The organism is Pseudoalteromonas sp. MQS005, assembly GCF_001661605.1.
In the GTDB taxonomy this organism is placed as follows: Bacteria; Pseudomonadota; Gammaproteobacteria; order Enterobacterales; family Alteromonadaceae; genus Pseudoalteromonas; species Pseudoalteromonas tetraodonis.
Window position 1 is genome coordinate 97,673 of sequence record NZ_LYRQ01000002.1, and the last position, 23,600, is coordinate 121,272.

The following is a 23,600-nucleotide window of genomic DNA, read 5'->3' on the forward strand; positions in this document are numbered from 1 at the left end:
CCCTTTAAAAGTGCTCGATAACCTTGTTGGCAAATTGTTTGCAACTTAAGGTTGTCGAGTTATGATTTGATTGAGCTAAATCAAATGTAACCTGTCCACTGGCAAATGTGCTTTCAAGCGCGTTTTCAATTAAACAAGCAGCCTCACTCCATCCCATAAACTTAAGCATTAATACCGCACTCAATAAGCTACTGCTCGGATTTGCCTTATCTTGTCCTGCTATGCGCTCAAATGTACCATGTGTGGGTTCAAAAAACGCAACTTCGGTATTTAAGTTTGCCGCCGGCATAATCCCTACTCCACCGACTTGTGCACTGAGCATATCGGCTAAAAAGTCTCCGTTTTGATTAGTGGTGGCCACCACATCAAATTGAGCAGGATCCATTAAACACTGCTGAAGCATATTATCGGCAATTACTTCTTTAATAACCAGCGGCGGTAAATCAGCACGTTGAATTTCAAGCCAGCGCCCGTTTTGATGCTCAACGGCAGCGTATTCACGTTTGGCCAGTGCAAATCCCCAGCGCTTAAATGCGCCATCGGTGAACTTAAGTACATTACCTTTGTGAACTAAAGTGAGTGATTCGCTATTATTTTTTAGGGCATAATTAATTGCATAGCGTATTAATCGCTCTGATCCCTCTTTAGAGATATTTTTAATACCTAAACCACACTCTTGGGTAAAACGAAGCCGAGTTACGCCCATTTCTTCACATAAAAAATCGAGCATTTTTTCACTTTCAACACTGCCCGCTTGCCACTCAATTCCTGAGTACACATCTTCACTGCTATCACGCAGCACGGTAATATGCGTGGTAAATGGGTTTTTTAATGGTGACGGTAATGCACTAAATCCTTTAATGGTTCGCATATTTACATACAAATCCATTTCATGACGAAGCGCGACATTTAGCGAGCGAAATCCGCCTCCAAGCGGTGTTGTTAAAGGGCCTTTAATCGCGATTTTACAATCTCGTACTGCATTAATCGTTTCTTGAGGGAACCAATCACCGTCATAAAGCTTGGCAGCTTGCTCACCATTGTAAACTTGCATCCAATGAATTTTGCGTCTTGCGCCATAACTATGCTCTATGGCGGCATCCACTACTTTTCGCATCACTGGCATCACATCGAGGCCGACGCCATCACCATCAATATAAGCAATAATAGGGTGTTCGGGTATATGCCACTGTCCTTGTTCATCAATAAGTATATGTTCACCATTTTCTGGCACAGTAATATGTTGATATTGCATTGTTAACACCTAGAAAAACATCCTTTTTCCATTAAAGCATGTTCGTTAATAGGTGTCTGTAATTGCATTTTTATAATTGATATCACCGCAGCGAATAACTGCACGGTATTCACTATTAGTAAAAATAAGGGAACGATTTTTTAACCAAGGTGACATCAGACATTTTATTTAACACCCGACCAAATAGAACATTACTGAGTAGAGCATAACTGCAGATTAATTTTAACCACCGGATGATTATAAAATTAACCTGCTAAGTGAGATTATTTATAATAGGCAAATAAGTATTTATTAAAGCTATATTGACTTTGTATAACCGCAATAACAAATCCTGCTTTACCATCTAAAAAGCCACGTCTTAAAAAATAATGGCGGATAAAAGCAAAAAAAGCGGAACTACTTGCCTTCAAGAGTGATGGTTTTTTACCCTTATTTACCATTTGCTCTGCACCTATGTGCGCATAATGGTTTCTTTTATTCATATAGCCAAAAATATCTTCATGCTGAAAATGTAATATATTTTCTTTCAGCTCAATTGGTTTACAATCAAGCATTACAACAGACTCATGCACTAAGTTTTGGTTATAACCTGTTATTTTTTTATTGTAGATACGCGCAATACGATCAGGATACCAGCCGCTGTGTCGAATAAATTGGCCACAAAAATACGTTAAACGGTTAAGCTTTAAAATATTTCTCTCATTGCATTTTGCCAATGTCGTTATTATTTCTTCCTTTAAACGCTCACTGACAACTTCATCACAGTCAATTGCAAAAATCCAATCGTTAGTTGCTAATGCTTCTGCTCTACGTCTTTGCTCACCAAACCCTTGCCAGTCATCACGCACAAATACTTTATCTGTGTATTTATTTGCAATAGCACGTGTTTCATCAGTGCTACCTGAATCAAGTACAATGATTTCATCTGCCCACTTTACTGACTCTAAACAACGCTCAATTTTATCCTTTTCATTTTTACATATAATACAAACAGATAGCTTCACAAAATTTCCTTTTTAATAACACTGTATTTTAAAAATTATCTTCCTATTATAAACAGATCATAACAACACAGGAAACAAGGCTTTAAAAAGTATGGTTTTAAGCTTCTAAAATAACGTCAATTGTATTGAGTAAAGCCTCTACTTGATGTCTATCAAGCACGGCGTTAGCGGATTTTAATCGTTTTTCAAACTCAACAGCTTGTTGATACAGCGCTTGGCATTCAAACATCCCTGCCGTTCCCTTAATCATATGTACGCTGCGTGCAAAACCGGTTATATCACCCTGCTTAAATTGCGATTGTAATGTGTGTTTTTGTTTTTTTAATCCTTTAATGTATTCTTGCTTGAGCAGTGCAAACTCATCATCAGGCAGCTTAATATTTTCGCATATATCAATATCAAGATAACTTGCGATTTTACTGCTAAAACACCGTCTATCGATAGGTTTGGCAATATGATCGGTAAAACCTTGTCTTAAATAGCGATCGACCTCATGCTTCATCGTATTCGCAGTAAGCGCCACAATCGGGGTCGTTACACCCGTGGCTTGCATAATATTAATTGCTTGTTCACCATCCATAATTGGCATTTGAATATCTAATAAAATCAAATCAAATTGTTCATCAAGTGTCGCTTGCGCGGCATCTCGGCCATTTTCTACTGCCACCACGGTTAAACCCATTCGTTCTAAAATACGCTTAATCAGCTGTCGGTTTTCTGGGTGATCTTCAGCCACGAGTACCCTACCAATCAAATTTCGCTGGTTACTATTTAAAGGGAGCTCTTTGTTTTGTGACTTACAAATATCGTCAAATGCGTTAACCCATTTTGTATGAGACGTTGTATGCAGTGCCATAGTAAAACAAAACTCACTGCCGCTTCCGAGCACAGAATAAACCATAATATCGCCATCTAGTTTAGTTGCTAGGCTTTTTGAGATATTTAACCCAAGTCCAGTGCCACCGTATTTGCGAGAAATCGACGAGTCAGCTTGATGAAAGGGAGTAAACAAGTCTTTTTGCTCACTTTCGGTCATACCAATTCCCGTATCTTTTACTTTAATAATCAGTTGTTTTTTATTACAGCTAACCGTTAGCTTTATATAACCTTGGCTGGTAAATTTAAGCGCATTGGTTGCTAAATTTAATAATATTTGTCTCAATCGAGTTGGATCTGAGACAATCCAATCCGGTAGCGGAAATTGATAATCAACTTTAAATTTTAAGCCTTTATCACGAATTTGTTTTCCTAATAACGATTCGATTTCAGCAATAGTGGCAAATAAGTCCGTTTCAACTAGCTCTATCTCTAGACGGTTAGCCTCAATTTTTGACATATCCAAAATGTCATTAATTAAGCCAAGAACATGACGACTATTTTGCAAAATCACCCGAATGCCATGGTTTCTCTCATGAGGCTGTATATCACCTAAAATAATACCATCAGCATAACCAATGATTGATGTCATTGGGGTGCGAATTTCGTGGCTCATATTGGCTAAAAATCGACTTTTAGCTTCACTTGCATCACGAAGTTCTTCAGCTAATTGTTGTAACTCTTGAGTACGCAACTGTACTTTGTGTTCTAAATTTTTAGTCAACTCAACATTCTCATGGTGTAAAATGCTAAATTTATTTGCCACGGCAAAAGCAAGTAGCACTGCATCGAGTGCGGTACCAATGAGCCCAAGTAAATAGAGATCCATCTTTATGGGTTCAATTAGCCCTAAATTAGTTAAATTGCCGACCATATTAGGAATGGCCATCGCCAAATACGCTAAAACAAAATAGCGAGCGGGCTTAAAGCCACTTAACCAACTTCGTATACCAACAATCATACCCAGGCACAAAGTAGCCCCCGTAACTAAAGTAGCCCAGATAAAGCCAAAACCAGGCCAAATGATTGCAAATGGAGTACCTGCGGTAGCAATAATGCCTAAGTAAATTGATAACCGTGATAATTGAGGGGACGTTTCTTTTAATTTAAGTAAGCTGTTAAAAAATAAGATATTTGTGATGGGAATTAAGGTAAAACCTAGCCAATGAAAATGGGCGTTATAAAAACCAAAAATTTGATCTGGTATATGAAAAAACTGACTCCAAGCTAACACCCAGCACGCGGTAAACAGGGCGTAATATAAATGAGTTTTATCTCTATCACCCAAGTAAATAAGAAAATTATATAAACCTAATGCAATACCAACCCCAAAGCACAGCAGCATAATCATATTGTCTGATGTTTTTTTCACAAAAAAATCATCATAAGGTGAAAGCACTAATTTAGGTGGGGTATAAAAGTATTCACTTTGAAATTTTGCAATTAATATGTAGGGCCGATTAGGCGTAAGCTCGATTCTATTACCATAATGAAATGCAAACTCATTAGGGTAAATGCCACCCGTTGCATAGCGCTTTATTGGCTCACCAAAGTTCGACATATCATAGATACGCGTCTCAATTTTTGAAAGCAGCGTGTTATATGGATATAACACAAGTTCATTTAAATCAGTTTTGTTTTCCAGCTTAATAACAAACCAAAAACTACCACCAAAAAACGTTGTTCTCGACTGTGGTTGCTTTTTTTCAAGCCAGGTTTCAATTTCACTATGGTCTCGAGGAAAAGCGCCATTAGTTACTTGAAATACACTGCCTTGATTAAGCAAATCAGTATCGTGTTGTTTCAAAGTATAAGCAAAAGGCTCAAGTGCATTTGCCACTGCTAAATTGCTAAAGCATATAAATACACAATATATAAATAGCTTTAGAGCTGCCTTTATTGGCATACTTCGCACCTTAAATGAAAAACCGAAATTAAAACTGATAACTAATATCCAAGCCAAAACGCCGGCCTTCACCCTTAAAATCTTCAAGCATGCCAAGAAAAGAACTTAAATCAAATTTTAAGTGACTGTATTGAGTACCAAAGAGGTTTTTACCCCAAATGGCAACCCCCCAGTTATCGTGTTGATAGTGTATATTAGCGTTAAAAATACTGTAGCCGTCTTGCATCGCATAGGGGTTCTGATTCTGATCAAAATAGTAATCGGATTGATAATCAACTAATAATTGAGTTGTTAGTGGGTGATTAGCCAGCTCAAAAGTGTAATCAATACCCGCACTGAGATTCCATTTTGAGGTAAACGGCAAACGATTATCAGTTAACGCGTTCCCTAATGGATCAACATATTCTTCAAACTCTGCATGGGGTATATAACCCATAGCAAACTTAACATTCAAATTATCGGTCAGCCAATACTCAAGATCAGCCTCTAGGCCGTAAATAATCGAGTCAGCTACATTTTCTAATAATTGAATTGGCGGGCTCTGCTCAGATGCTGAAGGCTGATTCATAAAGACTTGTTGATCATTATAATCATAATAAAATGCAGCCCAGTTAAATCGAATCCCCCGCTGTGGCCACCAGGACTTTGATCCGATTTCGTGTGAGTTCAACCGCTCTTTTTGATAGTCAGCAAGTTGGGCCTGTTCAGGTGATGACAAAAAGCCACCATTATAGCCTCCGCTTTTGCTGCCATTAGCAAAACGATAATAGGCGTAGGTTGAATCATCGACTTTAAAGTTCACACCTAACTGGCCAGAAATGCCATTATCTGACTGCTCTCCCTGAACACGATAAAATGGAACCTTAACCCCCGTTAAATCGTTAACATCTAAAATAACATTAAGCTGTGACACTGAGTCGTAGTTTAGCGATTCATAAGAGTAACGAAGCCCTGCAGTGATCAACCAATGTTGGTTTAATTGATAATCGAGTTGCGTAAACGCAGCCATACTCTTTGTGTTTATTTTATTATCATAGAAAAATGTAGTCGTTAAATTTGTCGGCAAAATGCCCCGATAGTCCCGTAAAATATCATTTACATTATCTTGAACAATAGCCTCATCAGAATAATATATTCCCGTCGTTAAAAAATGCTCACCCAACTGAGATTGCAATCGCAATTCTTGCGTCACCAAATCAGTATTTAACCCTAAGTTGCCCTCACATAACTGTGCGGGAGAGCCATCACAATTAAAAGCATGGTCCCGTTTTAATTTGTTATAACTGCTTAAAAAAACAAGCTCATTATGTGTGTCCAATTGCCAATTAGCATGGGCGCTAATGCCCTTACCATCTGTTTTATGGGGCGAATTATTATTGACGCTGACTGTATAAAAATCATCACTGGCATCATTAAAGCCAAAATTATCAAAACAGTTGGTTGAACCCGCTTGCGCTGGCGAGCATCGCTCTCCTGTTAGTGGATTGGCAACAACCCCAATACTGCCAACCGGCTGTACTATGCCATCCCAATCGGAAATATGCCCTTTTATCAATAGCTGTAGCGTGTCAAAATCAGCTAAAAAGGAAACTCGGCCATTCGTTTGTCGCATGCCAGCCTTCGGTGAGTCAGCAAAAATATTGTTAGTGGAATAATCATAATCTCGATGATTAAGCGCTATACGAACGGCAGTGTTTTCACTAATTGCTGAATTAAACATAGCATCAACACTGGTCGCGTTGTTATTAGCAATACCAGCACTTAAGTATCCGCTTTGTTCAAACTCAGGGCGTTTAGAGCGGATTAAAATAGCGCCCCCAGTAGAGTTGCGACCAAATAAAGTGCCTTGAGGACCACGCAAAATATCAATTTGTTCAATATCAAATAAATTAACAATTTGGTTACTTGCAGAGCCAACAGCAATGTCATCAACATACATCGCCACAGGGGATGTATTCGCCGTATTGTAATCAACTAGCCCTACACCACGAATGTTAACCGCTGGCGGTGTGCCTTCCGCTGCGTTTTGACTAATTTTTAGATTAGGAGCAAATACAGACAACTCTGTCGAATCTTTAACGTGTTGTACTTGAAGATCATTACCTTTAATGGTGCTTACAGAAATGCCAACTTCTTCAATTTTTTGCGCTCTTTTTTGCGCATAAACTTCTATGATTTCCATATTACGCGCATTCGTACTTTCATCATCTACAAGTACTTTCGCCTGCAGTGGCAGTAAAAAGCCTGGTAAGCATATCAACCCTATTTTCTTATTGAGAAGCTTGCCTTTATTTTTCATTTCTTGTGACCTTTACGCTAGACAAATGTAAACAGCATGTTTAATTATATACTAATCAATCGATAATACGGTTATATGAATAATATTTTAATGTTTGAGGGCTACAAATGCATCTTCGCCACTAATGTGTTGTGGGTAACCTACCATTGCTCTTGCTGTTTGCATACCAGCCATGACAGCCGCTTCAACACAACCGGCATTAACGCCTGTTTTTATCCAGTCACCGGTAATAAAAAGATTGGTAAATTGTGTTTCATCGGTTGCCAGACGATATTGACTTGAGCCCGCAACTGACAGTACATATCGCTCACTGGGATCCACATTTACTCGCCAGTATTGAGCATTTAATCGTTCATCCCCTGATAACTGAGAGCCATGCAAAACAGACCAGTCAAATTGATTATTTTGATACGCTAATGGCCAAATAGCCTGTATGTTATTTTCTAGCATACCTTTAAGATTAGCTTTTACTTGCGATTTTGCTTGAAAAACAAATTGATGTTCACTTTGTGGCGGGTAATAGTCACAAGGAAAAACACTGCAAAAGTAAGCAATGTTTTTAGGAGAACAATCGATAGGCCATTGCTCTTTGTCGATTAAATTCATCATCGCCGCCCATGTATCAAATGGTTCGCTAAAGCCACTGAGAATGGGGCCTTCTTTGCTAGGTGGCCTATATTGCCAACCTAATTGCTCGTCAGTCTTACTAAGCCATAATTGGGCTGCCTGCGTTGCCACCGTTTTGACTTGTTTTGCTTGAGCTGCAAAATTTGTATCCCATACTAATAACGAAGGGCATACATGCTCAAGTGAGGCAACAGATACGCCAAGAATCATCCTGTCAAAGTCATCTTTGTAGCGTAATTTTTTTATTGGCAGGGGCTGCCCAAAATGGTTTTCATATTGAGCTGGCCAGTCAGACCAAAAAGATTCTAAATTAATATTATGCTGTTTTAATAGTGCGGCATGTTCACTATTAATTTGCGCATAAAGCGGCTCACTTGGCCAGCAAGGTAGTTTTTTCACATCAACAAGTGGTTGATATTCAGCATCTGATTTCAAAGTAACTTGTTGCTGTAACTTAATTACCTCAACAAAACGTTCACCCTGCTCATTTAGGCTGGGTTCCAGGTTTTGCAATTGATGGAAATATTCAAACTTAACCCCTCTTTTTTTTAGTAGCTCATACAGTGGAGCAAAAATGACATCGCCCATCCCCGCTTGCATTTTCCACATGACGCCACCGCGATAACACAGCGCAATACGTAACATAGCTAGTGATGCAACACCGGCTTCAACATTAGGCTTACTGATGTCTCCATCAGCGTAAGCAAATACTAAATCATAAAATCCCCGTATTGGCGCAGAACTAGCGCTGTAATGCTCATTTGCCCCATTTCTTATCAGCCACTGTCTAAAATCAAATTTGTTTATGACCCCAAACCCATCTCGATATACTTTGTCTTTGACCAGGCCAACCAACATTGCAATAGCAAGGTCTGCACAAATATATAATCGTCTAAGCTGCGCATTATTGTCTAATAACTCAATCATTTCGCTATTTAGCCAACGCTTTAGTTTTCTAACTATATACCAAATGACAAGGCCATCTTTTTTCTCTTGTACTTGGGGTTTTAATGTATTGTCAGCGTGAGCAAACTGATTTAATTTACTTATTAATAAGCTGGGAGTAGAGGCTATTTCACTCGAGTATTGTTTTATATCATCAGCAAAGTGTTGCCAAGTTTCCTCTGTATCATCAACCAAGTCCGCTATTTGTTGATGTAAATGGCGTAATAAAGACTGATCACGAGATTTTTTTGTGCTCAGTTTTATATTTTTATTGGCTTTTTTTGCGGCTAATTGTAAATCCAGTATCCACTTTTTTAGCCAAGCTAGGGTCATTTTAATAAAGTCCCATGGCGTAATATCCAAACTACCCTCCGCAGGATTTCCAGGTAATAAGGGGAAATCTATTGGCCATGTTTGCCATTGATCATTAATATATTCTTCTAGTGCTATAAAACTATGCGGCTTTAAAGCTTGCTGCCATGTAGATAAAGGTGAATCGACTGGGCGTTGTAACTGAGTGTAAACCGTTTCTATTGTTTTAAAGCTATTTACATAAGCACCAAACCATACATGCAAGCCATGCTCTTCAATACGCTGCCCACGAGCCGCATTACGGCCACTTGCGCCTTTACCACCTAAACGCCAACCTTGTTGGTATACAGTAATAGTTCGATGCTGTTGCCAATCACGCTGCTCGGTTAAATACAGTGCAGTAGTCATAGCCGATACACCGCCACCAATTATCACAATTTTTTCTTGGCCCATGATAAATCCTTCTAAGTAATTTAAATCTTAGTTGCGGCTAACTGGTCAAAATCCATTTGAACATAAAATGGTAAGTGCAGCGCTTGACTACCTAACTTCAGACCAAACATATCGGCAAGGGGGAAACTATCTAATTTATTAAGATGTAACGTAAACTCAGGTTTCAGAAATTTAAAGCGATGTATTTTTTTTTCATAGAGGGTGAGTGCATTACGCTTTGGTATACCGCTGAATCACTACTGCCATCGGGAAATTGCTTAAACAATATTTGATCCATTTGTGGATTAACAAACCCACTCAATAGCTGCTTTAATAATGACAAATCAATGCCTAAATGTTTACGAGAAAACAAATTTGCTACTTGCTCGCCAAAATCATCTAGGACAGAGAAAAAGTCATTTTCGTGCCCCTGAGAATTTATTGTAATTGTAAATAACTCATGCATTTGCAGCTTTGATTCAGGCGAAAAATGATCAAAGCATTCTAAAGATAGTGAAAAATTCGAAAGCTCAGTTACACACTCGGGCATAATGTAATCACATAAATATTTATTATAGCCCCACGTTTCGCGACCATTTATGAGTGCATAAATGTTATTAACGCAGATAAATGCAGGATACCAATATAGGTAGGTTATATCCTCATCTTCAACTTTAGCGACAGGCAACCAGATGATAATATCTGTTTCTTGCATCCAACCATGCTGATCGAAAGGCGGTGTCATTGAGGCTATTTTTTCAATATCTGTAAATGTAATAAGTGCAAACTCGCCAAGTATTTTAAAACGAATATTCCCTTTAACGCCTACGTTTAGCGTTGAATCAATATATCTTTGTGATTTAGCTAATTCTATCTCAGCAAAAAAACCATACATATTCGCATTGTGCATACGACAAGGCGGCTTTGCTATTGGATTAGATAAAAAATGTTAATATGGCGTAGATAGTGAGCTCATTTGACCCCCTCAGTTAAAAACTGAGTATAGTCAGATATATTAGGGTCTGTTGACCTTTGCGAATTAATATTTATGGCTATACGTGAATTCCACTCGATTCAAAGTATTTTAATAAATTGCTTGCAAAGTAAAATGTTGTGAAGTAGTATCGCTGCTTGGCTATAAAAAGCCCTAGCGGTTAGCCTCTTTACCCTGATCCAGTAAGCCCCGCAAAACGTATATTCAAAAGCTAAGTTATTGTACGGCGAGAACCCCTATTAATACCTTGATGATTTATTTTTAATATCATCGTAAAAGTGTCATAAAGATCGTCAACACTGTAATGAAGCTAAACACAATTAGATTATTTATTATCTGTAATGTGCTTTAAGAAAAAGCCCAGAATAAATAACAAAAATAAAGTGAGTTTTATTATGTCATACAAATATAACGGATCTATGATCCAAATAGCACATCCAGTGCAATCAATTTCGGTTAACAAACATCGTGTAATCTTTAGCGATACACAAGGTTTGAAAAATGCATTGTTTCAAAAAGCAAGTGATGCACGTCAATTTGTAAAGTGGCTCAAAGCCAGCTAATTATTATTGATAAGTTAAACACTTATAAATAAATCTAAATGCCAGCGTGAAGCTGGCATTTTACTTTTTGGTGTATTATTGACTACACTTAAATCCTTGTTTATTTATTCGTTGTAGTGCAAATGCGGTTTTCGTGGTTAATACTGTTAGTCTGTGTATTTTTAAGCACAAAGTGTAATGCTAGAACAATAAAATGGTTAACACATGATTTTGCGCCCTACTACATTATAAGCGGGCCGAACAAATCCCAAGGTCGTGACGAAAGTATTATTTCGCTTTTAGAACAGCAGCTGCCGCATATTACCTTTGAAAGAGTGATCATCCCCTCAGGTAAAGTGATTCAGGAACTCGCAAACCTGCAGTCTAATGCCTGTGCTTTGTCGCTCTATAGGAATAAATACCGCGAAGAGCGTGTTTATTTCACACATCAAAGCTCTACAGCAGGGCTTTCGCCATCAATTGCCATGCATACCAAGCTAAGTAGTGCGCTAGAGATTGAAGACGCTAAACCGGTGTCATTAACCAATTTATTAGTTAATAAAAAGCTTACCTTAGGTGTATCTATGAATCGCTCCTATGGCAGTGAAATTGATAAAATAATCAACACCACACCCGGTATAAATCTGGTCATTCGACCAACCCGCGATACCCTCAGTACGTTAACATATATGCTTAACCTTAAAAGAATTGATATTTTATTAGGTTACCCAAGTGAACATTATTATTTAGCAAAAACAATGGGGTTTACTGATAATTTAACCCAGCGGATGCTCACTGAAGCACCAAAAATAAGTTACGGTTACATTGGCTGTACTAAAAACGAGCAAGGTGCAGAGGATATTGCTACGCTTAATCAACAACTCAAACTGATTAAGCAGACTGAAAACTATAAACAGATATTAACTCGGTGGTTACCAAGTCATTTAAAACCCAAATTAGAAGCACATTTACAATAATAAAAAGCTAAGCGTATTACTAATTAGCGCTTAGCTTTTTTAAAATAGTCTTACTGGCGAATACCTTCAATAAATAAACCAATATCAACATGGGTAGATGCTGGGCCTAAGTTATAGTCAATACCGTAGTCGGCCAGTTTTAAGCTAGTTTCTCCTTCAAAACCAACACGGTAACCACCCCATGGATCTTTACCTTCACCAATTTTATCTATTTCAAAGGTAATTGTCTTCGTAACACCGTGTAGAGTAAAGTCACCGGTTACTGTGGCTTCTTCACCGTCTTCGTCAAACTTAATCGCTGTACTCTTAAAGCTTGCCTGTGGGTATTTGCTTACGTTTAAAAAGTCACTACCACGTAAGTGTTTATCACGTTCTGCGTGATTTGAATCTAGGCTTGCCGTATCAATATTTACACTAATTTGAGACGCATTTGGATTTTTAGCATCGTAGTTAAATTTGCCATCAAAGGTATTAAAACGCCCGTGCAGCCAGCTGTAGCCTAAATGTTTAATCTTAAAGTTTACAAAAGCATGCGCACCTTTTGTGTCAATAACATAATCTGCGGCATTCGCAGTGGTCGCTGTCATAAACATCGCTGCTGATAACGCTGAAGTTAAAAATAATTTTTTCATTTTAATCATCCTTTTGTAATGTGATCATTCTAATTAATGTTTTGTCTTTATCGATAAAGTGATGTTTTAGCGCACCTAATACGTGCAATACTACAAATCCAATTAATAAGCATGCGCTATAGAAATGGATTTGCCCGGCTATATCAGCCTGAGAATCAAACGCAAAGTCGATAGCTTTTACATAAAAAAAGCCAAATACTTCTATGGGTCGTCCATCAGCCGTCGAAATTAAATACCCTGACACCATAATGATCAGTAAAAACAGATACATTAAAATATGTGCTGTTTGGGCTAATTGATTTAACTGCTTGTTACTGCCAATCGGACTTGGTTTAACACTAAAGTGTCGCCATAACAGCCTAAAAACAAAAACCGCTGCTAAGCTAAGGCCAATGCTTTTGTGTAGGTCTAATGATCCTTTATACCAACTATCATAATAAGTCAGCTCAACCATATATAAACCTAAACCAAACAGACCAAACACGGTCAGCGCCATTAGCCAGTGTAAAAATATAGCCACTACGCCATAGCTGGTTTTTGAGTTTTTAAACATTCCCTACTGCCAATTTCTTATTTAGTAATTACACTACGATATAATGATTAAGTGGTGATTAAAATAGCATATGCAAACACTCATCGTGCGTATACGCACAGTAAAATGTATAAGGTTAATATAATTGCAAATGACGTTGAGAAGGGATTAGCTAGCAGCTGACTCGTTAAGAGACACGTATATTTGGCTATCAGGTTCAACCTGTAAGCAGGCAATCAGGCCCTCTTTTATTAGTTCTAACATAGCGATAAAACTAACAACAACCCCACTGCGTCCCTCTTCAAAGGTAAATAATTGAGTAAACGCAACAGGCGCTTTTGATTGGGATAAGGTATTTAAAATCAAGCTCATGCGCTCACGCGTTGAAAGGGTTTCAGCGCTAATTAAATGATGCTCGAATGTTTTTGCACGCGCCATGACATCGCTTAGCGCTAACAATAAATCTTTGACTGCCAGTTCAGGTAATGGCTGGTTTTTTTCTGCTAGTTCCGGCACGCTTGCCTGCGCTATAAAGATATCGCGGCCAACACGAGGTAGGCTGTCTATATTTTCGGCCGCTTTTTTAAATTGTTCGTACTCTTGTAGACGTTTTATAAGTTCGGCGCGGGGATCGTCTTCTTCTTCTAACTCTTCATGAACAGGCAGTAACAGCCTAGATTTAATTTGGGCCAGCAATGCCGCCATTACTAAATATTCACCCGCGAGTTCTAGCTGGAACTCGCTCATCATTTCAACATATTTAACATACTGCTCAGTAATGCTAAAAATAGACAACTCAAGAACATCTAACTTATGCTTTTTAATTAAATAAAGCAGCAGATCCAAAGGCCCTTCAAAGGTTTCTAAAATAACTTCAAGGGCATCAGGCGGGATATATAAATCTTCGGGTTTATCAACAACGGCTTTACCATGTAAAAATGCCAGAGGCAGCTTTTGCTGCACTGGCATATCAGGTGTTGGCGTTGATGATAGCGTCTCAGACTGTTTCATTGTTATTCAAATGGCGTCGTATCACCGCAACCAACACGAAGAATTTGAATATCATCTTCTGATAAATCAATCACTGTGGTCGCCTGCTCAGGTAAATACCCACCATGAATAATTAAATCCACATGTTTATCAAGGCGCTCTAAAATGTCATCGGGATCAGCTTGAGTAAACTCTTCGCCCGGTAAAATAAGTGAGCACGACATTAAGGGCTCACCCAGCTCAGCTAATAAAGCACACGCTATTGGGTGCTCTATAACACGTATGCCTATGGTTTTTTTCTTGTCGTTTAATAACCGCTTAGGCACTTCTTTTGTACCTTTAAAAATAAACGTGTAAGGCCCTGGGGTATTATTTTTAATAAGCCTAAACATTTGGTTATCAACACGCGCATAAGTAGACAGCTCAGATAAATCACGGCATACCAAAGTAAAATTGTGATGTTTTTCAATACCACGAATACGTTCAATGCGCTCTTTAGCTTGCTTATTACCTAAATTACAGCCTATCGCATATCCTGAATCTGTAGGATACACAACTACGCCGCCTTGTTTAATAATATCAACAGCTTGAGAAATTAATCTAGGCTGTGGATTATCTGGATGTATATGAAATAATTGACTCATAATGCAACTCCTTCGTGCTTTTCCCATGTTTGCCAAACCCCTTGGCAATCTTTAGGTAAGTATAAATTTTTTCCAAGTTCTAAGTAGCTAGTCGGAAAATGAAAATCAGAGCCTTGTGAGCAAAGTAGCTCGTATTCTTGGCTCAATAGCCCTAAAAACTGACGTTCACTTGGCGCCTGCTGCGGCTGAGCAACTTCCATTGCATCTCCGCCTACTGATTTAAATTCCACTAACAATTTACGTAGCCACTTGTTCGACATTTTATAGCTACTTGGGTGCGCTAAAACGGCCACCCCACCTGCGGCATGAATCGCCGCAATAGCTGTTTGCATATCACACCAATTACTTGGCACGTAACCGGTTTTACCTCGCCCTAAATACTTTTTAAATACCCCAGGAAAGTTTTTAGCTACACCACGCTCAATTAATGCTCTGGCAAAGTGAGCGCGAGTAATTTGTGCATTTTCGGCCAGCTCGCGAGCTTGTTGGTAAATACCCTCAAAACCATTTTTATTTAGTCGATGGCCAATCTCTATCGCGCGGGTTTCGCGTTTTTGCTGCTGATCGCTCAGTAATGTATGCAAGGTACTATCGTTGGTATCAATATTTAGTCCAACAATATGAATTTCAAAACTTTCCCACTTGGTTGATATTTCAACTCCGTTAATAAGTTTAAGCGGCAAATTTTCACGTTTGATAAAAGCATGTGCAGGTTCGATAGCAGCCACCGTATCGTGATCGGTAATAGCAAATACATCAATATTTTTATCGACTGCTCGCGCTAATAATTCCTCAACGGTTAAGTGGCCGTCTGAGTGCGTGGTGTGACTATGTAGGTCGTATTTTATCAAATGAAAACTACTTAAATTTAGGATTTAACGGTGTTTCACCCAGTATAACAAGTTTTTTAACTAAATTGTTTTAAATAAACACTTGACACAAAAGCAGTTGATACGTTTTACTGTAGCCACTTTTAGACATTAAAGAATTAACAACAATGAAAAATACAATTCACAACATCATTTGGTGGTGGCACTCTTAAAATCAAGGGTGATGAATTGTCGTGTCTAAACAAAAAATTCTAACCCGCTACCATGCGGGTTTTTTTATCACTAAATTTTGCAATACAAGATTAACAGGAATTAAAAACATGAATAACGTAAACACTCTTACACATCATTGGTGGTGGCGCCTGGCATAGCGGGACGGTAATGGTCTATCTATAATTTAGACATCGTTATTCAAACCCCGCACTGCTTAGCATTGCGGGGTTTTATTTTTTAGGGGATGAGGTTTGATTTTTAGTCATATAACAACAACACCAGGTGAAGTGACCAGCATAACGCAAGTACGAGACTACATAAGTAGCCCACTTGCATTGTATGCCGCACTTGATAAACCTAACTCACTATTACTTGAGTCTGCAGAGATAGATTCTAAAGATAGCGTAAAAAGCTTAATACTCGTTGATTGTGCACTGCGTATTGTCTGCCAAGGCAACCAAGTGAGCGTAACAGCACTATCAAATAACGGTCAGCAGTTACTCAGTTATTTACAAGCTAATGTAAAAAACTGCGCATCCCAGTTAACCGATACCACATTAACACTGGAGTATCACCCAGCAGATGACACAATAGACCAAGCCAGTAAGCTGATTGCAGATAACGCTTTTAGCGCATTACGCACCTGTTTAAACAGCATTAAAAGTACCACTAACAATCCATTCTCGGTGTTTTTAGGCGGTGTATTTGCCTACGACATGGTGGCTAATTTTGAACAGCTAACCGATGTACCCGATGGGGAAAACACCTGTCCAGACTATGTTTTTTATTTAGCAGAAACACTGGTTGTTATTGATCATCAAAAACAAACAACGGAATTAATTGGTAACGTATTTAATGGCCCTGATGTACATGCAAACTGCTTTGAAGTAGGCAAACAATTAGAGCACTTGAATACATTATGCGACCACGCTGCTGACTTTAGCGCACCAAGCCAAACTGGCGACTGCCCAGTGAGTGTCGATATTAGTGATGAGCAATACTGCCAGCAAGTAATTAAGCTCAAGCGACACATAGTCGATGGCGATATTTTTCAAGTGGTGCCTTCTCGTACCTTCTCACTACCCTGCCCTGACTCTTTACATGCCTACAGCCAGCTAAAAAAACAAAACCCTAGTCCGTACATGTTTTATATGCGCGATGAAGATTTCTCATTATTTGGCGCATCTCCTGAGTCCGCGCTTAAATACGAAGTTCAATCTCAACAGGTCGAGGTTTATCCGATTGCCGGCACACGCCCTCGCGGCAAATTTGCTAATGGACAAATCAACCCTGATTTAGATAGCCGTATTGAGCTTGAACTTAGAAACGATCAAAAAGAACGTGCAGAGCATTTAATGCTGGTTGATTTAGCGCGTAATGATGTAGCCCGCATTAGCGTACCGGGTACGCGCCATGCCAAAGAGCTTTTAAAAGTAGACCGTTACTCACAAGTAATGCACTTAGTGTCGCGCGTGGTGGGTAAATTAAAACCCGAACTAGATGCCCTACATGCTTATCAAGCCTGTATGAACATGGGCACATTAGTGGGCGCGCCAAAGGTAAGAGCTGCAGAGCTTGTGCGCCAAACCGAAGGGAAACGCCGCGGCAGTTATGGCGGCGCAGTTGGCTATTTAACTGGTGATGGTGCAATGGATAGCTGTATTGTTATTCGTGCAGCCTTTGTTAAAAATAATATTGCTTATGTGCAAGCTGGCGCTGGGGTTGTGTTTGATTCAGACCCAATGTCAGAGGCTAACGAAACCCGCGCTAAAGCACAGGCGGTGATCACCGCGATTAAATCGACATATGAGGCTGTATAAAATGAGTGAAGCACACCCTATTAAAATTTACTTTTTAGATAACTTTGACTCATTTAGCTATAACCTTGTTGATGAACTAACAATGCTAGGTGCTGAGTTAGTTGTTTACAGAAATAACATTAGCGCTGAAGTAATATTCAACAAAATGCAGGCAGAGCATAAGCAGGTATTATTGGTTTTATCGCCAGGCCCAGGGGCACCGAGTGATGCGGGCTGCCTAATGGAATTAATTAGCCTGTGCAAAGGTAAATTCCCGATGCTGGGCATTTGTTTAGGCCAACAAGCACTAACACAAAGTTACGGCGGAGTAATCGGTCATGCTGGTGAAACCGTACATGGTAAATCATCAATAATTGAGTTAGACGATCACCCGGTGTTTAACGGAATGGGCAGCACTATGCCAGTGGCGCGTTATCACTCATTAATGGCCACAAAAGTACCTGATAACTTAGCGGTTATTGCAAAGTATCAAGATATTCCAATGGCTATTTATCATCATCAAGACACTGCGCTGGGTTATCAATTCCACCCAGAATCTATTTTAACGCCCAATGGCGCTATGCTGCTACAGCAAAGCGTTGCCTATTTAACGCGTGCCAAATAAAGGGAACATTATGACTACACAATTACAAAACTCGCTTAATGTTCAACAGGCTATTGAGCACGTTATTGCCAAGCAATCATTGAGCTATGCACAAGCAAAAACACTTTTTGATCAAATAATGCAAGGGAATATGAGCGATATTGAGCTCTCTGCACTGTTAATTAGCCTTAAAATGAAAGGTGAAATAAGCGATGAAATCGCTGGTGCTGCGGCCTCAATGCGTGAAAACGCCGTGGCATTTACAACCATTAAAACTCAACTTGCCGATAGCTGTGGTACCGGTGGCGATGGTTCAAACACTATCAATATCAGTACAACCGCGGCAATTGTCGCAGCCGCTGTCGGTGTTAATATGGTAAAACATGGAAATCGCAGTGTATCGAGTAACTCAGGGTCTGCTGATTTACTCAAAGCCTTGGGGATCAATATTGATATGACTCCCACACAAGCGGCTAAATGCCTTGAACATACAAATTTTACCTTTTTATTTGCACCGCACTATCACAGCGGCGTGCGCCATGCGATGAACGTACGAACCACTTTAAAAACCCGTACTATTTTTAATATTCTTGGGCCGCTAGCTAATCCCGCTGCTCCAGATGTTCAATTGCTGGGGGTATACGATGAATCTTTGTGCCTACCTATGGCGCAAACTCTTCATACTCTGGGCACTAAACGCGCTATGATAGTTCACGGCTCTGGCACCGACGAAATTGCCTTGCATGGCCCAACACAGGTTGTTGAGCTGGATAACGGCAAAATCACCCAATACACACTCAACCCTAGTGATTTTGACCTTGCAAACTATTCACTTGAACAATTAGCCGGTGAAGGCCCACAATACAATGCAAACGCCAGCCTTGCCATTTTACAGGGCAAAGGTAGCGAGGCACATAACGCCGCTATTATTGTTAACGTTGCTGCATTGCTGTACTTAACTGGCCAAGCACAATCGTTAAAACAAGGTGCACAAATAACACACTCATTATTACGTTCAGGCAAGGCCATGGACACACTAAATGCAATTATTGAGGTAAGTCATGGCTAATGTATTAGACAAAATTATTGCCGATAAAAAAATAGAACTCATTGAACGCAAAGCGGCACGCCCACTTGAGAGCTTTAAGCATCAAGCTGAACCGACTGAGCGTAGCTTTTATCAAGCGTTAGCAGCACCTGGCACGCAGTTTATTTTAGAGTGTAAAAAGGCATCGCCTTCTAAAGGGTTAATTCGTCAGCCGTTTGATTTAACAGAAATCACCCAAGCGTATAAGCAGTATGCCACTTGTATGAGTGTATTAACTGACGAAAAGTACTTTCAGGGTAGCTTTGATTACCTTGCGTTTGTGCGCAGCCAAGTAGAGCAGCCACTTATTTGTAAAGACTTTTTTATTGATGAATACCAAGTCTATATGGCACGTATTTATGGTGGTGACGCTATTTTACTGATGCTATCAGTGCTTGACGATGAGCAGTATAAAGCGCTGCATGCCGTCGCCGATTCGTTAAATATGTCGGTACTAACTGAGGTGAGTAACGAAGAAGAAGTGCATCGTGCACTGGCACTCAATGCACAAATAATTGGGATTAATAATCGTGACTTGCGCGATTTAAGCACCGACTTAGCCACAACCGAACGACTACGTAAGCTTATTCCTAACGATAAAGTGGTTATTTCAGAGTCAGGTATTTATACCCATCAAGATGTAAAGCATTTAGCGCCTTTATGTAATGGATTCTTAATTGGCAGCTCATTAATGGCTGAGGCTGATTTATTACAAGCGTGTCGCCGCGTAATCCTAGGCGAAAACAAAGTTTGTGGATTAACCCGTAATCAAGATGCCATTGCGGCTTACGACAACGGTGCCCTTTATGGCGGATTAATTTTTTATCCAAAATCACCGCGCTTTGTCGATTTAGATTGCGCCAAAGAAATCAGCCAAAGTGCCCCTTTAAAATTTGTTGGGGTGTTTGTTAATGCCGCCATAGCAGAGGTTGCTGAGCACGCTAAACAATTAAAACTGTCTGCTGTTCAATTACATGGCCAAGAAGATGAACATTACATTGCATCGTTACGTAATGAACTACCACGTCATTGTGAAATATGGAAAGCACAGGCCATCAAAGATGCTTTGCCTCAACCTATTACAGGAGCCGATCGCCATTTATACGACACCCACAGTGATTCACAGGCTGGCGGCACAGGCAAAACATTTGATTGGTCGGTGCTTCGCGATACCACGACCCCATTTATGCTTGCTGGCGGCTTAAACCCAGACAATATTAGCGATGCACTTTTTCAAGGTGCTCTTGGGCTTGATTTAAATTCAGGTGTTGAAGAGTCTCCAGGTAAAAAGTGTGCAAACAAACTACATCATGCTTTTACAAGTATCAGAAATTATTGAGGTTAAAATGCAAAATCCAGCTTATTTTGGCGAGTTTGGCGGTATGTTTGTACCCGAACTGCTTGTCCCTGCGCTTAAGCAGTTAGAAAACGAATTTAATAAAGCACAAAAAGATCCTGAATTTCAGGCAGAGCTAAGTAAATTACTTAACGAGTATGCGGGTCGTCCTACCCCGCTTACTTTAACGCGTAACTTAGTTAAAAACCCAAAAGTAAAACTGTACTTAAAGCGTGAAGATTTACTCCACGGTGGTGCGCACAAAACAAACCAAGTTTTAGGCCAAGCACTGCTTACCAAACGTATGGGTAAAAAAGAAGTGATTGCTGAAACAGGCGCCGGCCAGCACGGCGTTGCAACGGCACTTGCCTGTGCGTTACTTGGACTAAAATGCCGCATTTATATGGGTGCAAAAGATGTTGAACGCCAACAACCAAATGTATTTAGAATGAAGCTAATGGGCGCTGAAGTTATTCCGGTAACCGCAGGCTCGGGTACATTAAAAGATGCGGTTAACGAGGCACTGCGTGATTGGTCTGCCAATTATCAAGAGGCTCATTACCTTTTAGGTACTGCAGCGGGTCCTCACCCATTCCCGACTATTGTACGTGAATATCAAAAAATAATTGGTGAAGAAGCAAAACAACAAGTACTTAAAGCCGAAGGCCGTTTGCCTGATGCGGTTATTGCGTGTGTAGGCGGTGGGTCAAACGCAATTGGTATGTTTACCGATTTTATTGATGAGCCAAGCGTTAAACTCATTGGCGTTGAACCTGCAGGTAAAGGGTTAGACACGCACGAACATGGCGCAACTATCTGTAAAGGAACAAAAGGTATTTTGCACGGTACTTACACTTATATTATGCAAAATACAGATGGCCAAATTGAAGAGTCTTACTCTGTATCGGCGGGACTAGATTACCCCGCAGTTGGCCCTCAACATGCCTTTTTGCACGAAACTGGCCGTGCTCAATATGTCGGTATTACCGACACCAAAGCACTTGATGCCTTTCAAGCATTGGCTAAACACGAAGGGATTATTCCTGCGCTTGAATCAAGTCATGCGCTAGCCTATGCCCTCGAATATGCAGAAGAGCAAACGCAAGACAGTATCATTGTTATTAATTTAAGTGGTCGTGGCGACAAAGACTTAGCCCACGTACACAAGGTATTATCAGAGGAAGGTCAACTATGAGCCACGTAAAAACTGACCGTTACGGACAAATGTTTGCCGCACTAAAAGAGCAAAACCAAGGTGCGTTTGTACCGTTTGTGACCATTGGCGATCCGGGTAAAGCGCAAAGCATCGAAATTATTAAAAGCTTAATTGATGGCGGCGCTGACGGGCTTGAATTAGGTATTCCGTTTTCCGACCCGATTGCCGATGGCCCTGTCATTCAAAAAGCCAATATTCGTGCCTTAAACGTGCATATTAATACGCAAGACTGCTTTGATATTATTAAAGAGATCCGTGAATATAACGCCGACATTCCAATTGGTTTGTTATTGTATTCAAACTTAATATTTAAACGTGGCTTAGAAAAGTTTTACACCGATGCAAAAGCTGTGGGTGTTGACTCTATTTTAGTGGCTGATGTGCCATTGCATGAGTCTAAAATGTTTAGAAAAGCCGCCATGGCCAATGGTATAGACCCGATTTTTATCGCTACACCGAACGCCAGTGACGATACCCTGCGTGAATGTGCATCATACGGCCGTGGCTACACCTACTTGCTTTCTCGTGCTGGGGTAACAGGTACAGACACCAAAGCACAAATGCCAGCAACCCATGTGGTTACGCGCTTACAAGAGTACCACAGTGCACCTGCATTATTAGGCTTTGGTATTTCAACGCCTGAAGATGTAAAAGCGGCACTTAAAGCCGGTGCTGCGGGGGCTATTTCGGGCTCTGCTGTGGTAAAAATTATTGAAGCAAACTTAGATGATTTAGATGCGATGACCTCGCAGCTAAAAACATTTGTAAGCGATATGAAAGCCGCTACTGCGCTTTAATAGCGAGCTGTGTTTTATCATTATCAATAAAAAAGGGCATGTAATATGCCCTTTTCTATTTAAAAGCCCAGAGCTAGTGCGCTTGGTGCTTACCTTCGAGTATTTCTTCAATAAATTTTGCATTAAATGCATCTAAATCTGCAGGGCTGCGGCTAGTGACTAAGCCGTTATCAACACACACTTCTTGATCTACCCAGTGAGCTCCGGCGTTAATTAAATCGCTTTTAATACTAGGGAAGGAAGTCACTTTTTTATCTCTGAGCTTATTAATTTCAGCTAATAACCACGGCGCGTGGCAAATAGCGGCCACAGGTTTATTTTTTTCTGCTCCAAAAAAGCCATCAACAAACGCTTTGGCATCTGTATTTTGACGTAAGCTATCGGGATTAAACAAACCACCCGGCAGTAAAAGTGCATCGTAGTCAGCGGCATTGGCATCTGATGCTAATTTATCAACGGTTACTTTTTCACCCCAATTATCTTTATTCCAACCTGTGATCTGCCCTTCTTTAATAGACACCACCTCTATATCCGCGCCCGCCTCTAGTAATGCGCTTTGCGGCGAAAGTAGCTCGCTTTGTTCAAATCCATCGGTGGCTAAAATGGCAATTTTTTTACCTTGTAAACGGGTGCTGCTATGTAAATTACTCATTAAATACTCCTTATCTTATTTTTTGATACACAGAGAGGTTTGCATATCACATACCAAAAATAACATACTGATAATATTGGCGTTTTATATAAAGAGATG

At 39.9% G+C, this 23,600-nt stretch carries 20 protein-coding genes; 8 read left to right on the plus strand and 12 right to left on the minus strand.

What is annotated here, in order from left to right; genetic code table 11:
- Positions 1 to 4: 4 nt before the first annotated feature.
- The 6 genes from icd to A9479_RS01565 form a co-directional block, all read right to left on the minus strand.
- The gene (gene icd / locus A9479_RS01540; protein WP_064662516.1) at positions 5 to 1,255 is read right to left on the minus strand and encodes an NADP-dependent isocitrate dehydrogenase; all 1,251 of its coding nucleotides are present in this window, start codon (positions 1,253 to 1,255) and stop codon (positions 5 to 7) included.
- 263 nt (positions 1,256 to 1,518) lie between these two features.
- Positions 1,519 to 2,259: a glycosyltransferase family 2 protein gene (locus A9479_RS01545; protein WP_064662517.1), complete on the minus strand. Its 741-nt coding sequence runs from the start codon at positions 2,257 to 2,259 to the stop codon at positions 1,519 to 1,521.
- 97 nt (positions 2,260 to 2,356) lie between these two features.
- On the minus strand, positions 2,357 to 5,041 hold the full coding sequence (locus A9479_RS01550) for a 7TM diverse intracellular signaling domain-containing protein (protein ID WP_064662518.1): 2,685 nt from the start codon (positions 5,039 to 5,041) through the stop codon (positions 2,357 to 2,359).
- 28 nt (positions 5,042 to 5,069) lie between these two features.
- The gene (locus A9479_RS01555) at positions 5,070 to 7,340 is read right to left on the minus strand and encodes a TonB-dependent receptor (protein WP_064662519.1); all 2,271 of its coding nucleotides are present in this window, start codon (positions 7,338 to 7,340) and stop codon (positions 5,070 to 5,072) included.
- Between the two features lie 87 nt (positions 7,341 to 7,427).
- Entirely contained in the window at positions 7,428 to 9,677 is a 2,250-nt protein-coding gene (locus A9479_RS01560) for an NAD(P)-binding protein (RefSeq protein WP_064662520.1), read from the minus strand.
- A gap of 163 nt (positions 9,678 to 9,840) precedes the next feature.
- A complete protein-coding gene (locus A9479_RS01565; RefSeq protein WP_231893537.1) occupies positions 9,841 to 10,566 on the minus strand; it encodes an acetoacetate decarboxylase family protein in 726 nt (241 codons plus the stop codon).
- A 479-nt stretch (positions 10,567 to 11,045) separates the two neighbouring features.
- Here A9479_RS01565 and A9479_RS19915 point away from each other — a divergent pair, with 479 nt between their 5' ends.
- Together A9479_RS19915 and A9479_RS01570 are read left to right on the plus strand one after the other, a co-directional pair.
- Positions 11,046 to 11,213, plus strand: a complete 168-nt coding sequence (locus A9479_RS19915; protein WP_007375427.1) for a hypothetical protein — start codon at positions 11,046 to 11,048, stop codon at positions 11,211 to 11,213.
- Between the two features lie 122 nt (positions 11,214 to 11,335).
- Entirely contained in the window at positions 11,336 to 12,169 is an 834-nt protein-coding gene (locus A9479_RS01570; protein ID WP_064662521.1) for a transporter substrate-binding domain-containing protein, read from the plus strand.
- Positions 12,170 to 12,219: 50 nt separating this feature from the next.
- Here the strand turns inward: A9479_RS01570 and A9479_RS01575 are convergent, their stop codons facing one another.
- The 5 genes from A9479_RS01575 to A9479_RS01595 form a co-directional block, all read right to left on the minus strand.
- On the minus strand, positions 12,220 to 12,801 hold the full coding sequence (locus A9479_RS01575) for a YceI family protein (protein WP_013465075.1): 582 nt from the start codon (positions 12,799 to 12,801) through the stop codon (positions 12,220 to 12,222).
- Position 12,802: 1 nt separating this feature from the next.
- Complete coding sequence (locus A9479_RS01580) at positions 12,803 to 13,354, minus strand: cytochrome b (protein WP_024603087.1); 552 nt, start codon at positions 13,352 to 13,354, stop codon at positions 12,803 to 12,805.
- A 147-nt stretch (positions 13,355 to 13,501) separates the two neighbouring features.
- Positions 13,502 to 14,344 (minus strand): ScpA family protein, encoded by an 843-nt coding sequence (locus A9479_RS01585; protein WP_036954544.1) that lies wholly within the window; start codon positions 14,342 to 14,344, stop codon positions 13,502 to 13,504.
- A 2-nt stretch (positions 14,345 to 14,346) separates the two neighbouring features.
- Positions 14,347 to 14,967 (minus strand): L-threonylcarbamoyladenylate synthase, encoded by a 621-nt coding sequence (locus A9479_RS01590; protein WP_013465078.1) that lies wholly within the window; start codon positions 14,965 to 14,967, stop codon positions 14,347 to 14,349.
- Positions 14,964 to 15,818, minus strand: a complete 855-nt coding sequence (locus A9479_RS01595; RefSeq protein ID WP_064662522.1) for a PHP domain-containing protein — start codon at positions 15,816 to 15,818, stop codon at positions 14,964 to 14,966. The genes A9479_RS01590 and A9479_RS01595 overlap by 4 nt, the downstream gene beginning before the upstream one ends.
- Positions 15,819 to 16,261: 443 nt before the next feature.
- Between A9479_RS01595 and A9479_RS01600 the strand changes: the two genes are divergently transcribed.
- From A9479_RS01600 to trpA, 6 genes are read left to right on the plus strand one after another with little or no spacing between them, the layout of a single operon-like run.
- Positions 16,262 to 17,830, plus strand: coding sequence for an anthranilate synthase component 1 (locus A9479_RS01600; protein ID WP_064662523.1), 1,569 nt, complete (start codon positions 16,262 to 16,264; stop codon positions 17,828 to 17,830).
- A gap of 1 nt (position 17,831) precedes the next feature.
- The gene (locus A9479_RS01605; RefSeq protein ID WP_013465081.1) at positions 17,832 to 18,434 is read left to right on the plus strand and encodes an aminodeoxychorismate/anthranilate synthase component II; all 603 of its coding nucleotides are present in this window, start codon (positions 17,832 to 17,834) and stop codon (positions 18,432 to 18,434) included.
- A gap of 10 nt (positions 18,435 to 18,444) precedes the next feature.
- Positions 18,445 to 19,482: an anthranilate phosphoribosyltransferase gene (gene trpD, locus A9479_RS01610; RefSeq protein ID WP_064662524.1), complete on the plus strand. Its 1,038-nt coding sequence runs from the start codon at positions 18,445 to 18,447 to the stop codon at positions 19,480 to 19,482.
- Positions 19,475 to 20,839, plus strand: a complete 1,365-nt coding sequence (gene trpCF / locus A9479_RS01615; RefSeq protein WP_064662525.1) for a bifunctional indole-3-glycerol-phosphate synthase TrpC/phosphoribosylanthranilate isomerase TrpF — start codon at positions 19,475 to 19,477, stop codon at positions 20,837 to 20,839. Before trpD ends, trpCF begins: the two co-directional genes overlap by 8 nt.
- 7 nt (positions 20,840 to 20,846) lie before the next feature.
- Entirely contained in the window at positions 20,847 to 22,031 is a 1,185-nt protein-coding gene (trpB, locus tag A9479_RS01620; RefSeq protein WP_010390233.1) for a tryptophan synthase subunit beta, read from the plus strand.
- Positions 22,028 to 22,849 carry a tryptophan synthase subunit alpha gene (gene trpA / locus A9479_RS01625; RefSeq protein WP_013465084.1) on the plus strand — a complete coding sequence of 274 codons (822 nt, stop codon included), beginning with the start codon at positions 22,028 to 22,030 and terminating at the stop codon, positions 22,847 to 22,849. The genes trpB and trpA overlap by 4 nt, the downstream gene beginning before the upstream one ends.
- Before the next feature lie 73 nt (positions 22,850 to 22,922).
- Here the strand turns inward: trpA and A9479_RS01630 are convergent, their stop codons facing one another.
- Positions 22,923 to 23,501, minus strand: coding sequence for a type 1 glutamine amidotransferase domain-containing protein (locus A9479_RS01630; RefSeq protein WP_033103345.1), 579 nt, complete (start codon positions 23,499 to 23,501; stop codon positions 22,923 to 22,925).
- Between the last annotated feature and the right edge of the window lie 99 nt (positions 23,502 to 23,600).

Bases quoted from the DNA above. Each gene is read 5' to 3' on its own strand.
- A9479_RS01550 (WP_064662518.1), bottom strand. From the start codon at position 5,041: ATGCCAATAAAGGCAGCTCTAAAGCTATTTATATATTGTGTATTTATA.
- trpB (WP_010390233.1), top strand. From the start codon at position 20,847: ATGCAAAATCCAGCTTATTTTGGCGAGTTTGGCGGTATGTTTGTACCC.
- A9479_RS01560 (WP_064662520.1), bottom strand. From the start codon at position 9,677: ATGGGCCAAGAAAAAATTGTGATAATTGGTGGCGGTGTATCGGCTATG.
- A9479_RS01575 (WP_013465075.1), bottom strand. From the start codon at position 12,801: ATGAAAAAATTATTTTTAACTTCAGCGTTATCAGCAGCGATGTTTATG.
- A9479_RS01565 (WP_231893537.1), bottom strand. From the start codon at position 10,566: ATGCACAATGCGAATATGTATGGTTTTTTTGCTGAGATAGAATTAGCT.
- trpCF (WP_064662525.1), top strand. From the start codon at position 19,475: ATGGCTAATGTATTAGACAAAATTATTGCCGATAAAAAAATAGAACTC.
- A9479_RS01630 (WP_033103345.1), bottom strand. From the start codon at position 23,501: ATGAGTAATTTACATAGCAGCACCCGTTTACAAGGTAAAAAAATTGCC.
- icd (WP_064662516.1), bottom strand. From the start codon at position 1,255: ATGCAATATCAACATATTACTGTGCCAGAAAATGGTGAACATATACTT.
- A9479_RS01590 (WP_013465078.1), bottom strand. From the start codon at position 14,967: ATGAGTCAATTATTTCATATACATCCAGATAATCCACAGCCTAGATTA.
- A9479_RS01570 (WP_064662521.1), top strand. From the start codon at position 11,336: ATGCGGTTTTCGTGGTTAATACTGTTAGTCTGTGTATTTTTAAGCACA.
- A9479_RS19915 (WP_007375427.1), top strand. From the start codon at position 11,046: ATGTCATACAAATATAACGGATCTATGATCCAAATAGCACATCCAGTG.
- trpA (WP_013465084.1), top strand. From the start codon at position 22,028: ATGAGCCACGTAAAAACTGACCGTTACGGACAAATGTTTGCCGCACTA.
- A9479_RS01580 (WP_024603087.1), bottom strand. From the start codon at position 13,354: ATGTTTAAAAACTCAAAAACCAGCTATGGCGTAGTGGCTATATTTTTA.
- trpD (WP_064662524.1), top strand. From the start codon at position 18,445: ATGACTACACAATTACAAAACTCGCTTAATGTTCAACAGGCTATTGAG.
- A9479_RS01555 (WP_064662519.1), bottom strand. From the start codon at position 7,340: ATGAAAAATAAAGGCAAGCTTCTCAATAAGAAAATAGGGTTGATATGC.
- A9479_RS01605 (WP_013465081.1), top strand. From the start codon at position 17,832: ATGAGTGAAGCACACCCTATTAAAATTTACTTTTTAGATAACTTTGAC.
- A9479_RS01585 (WP_036954544.1), bottom strand. From the start codon at position 14,344: ATGAAACAGTCTGAGACGCTATCATCAACGCCAACACCTGATATGCCA.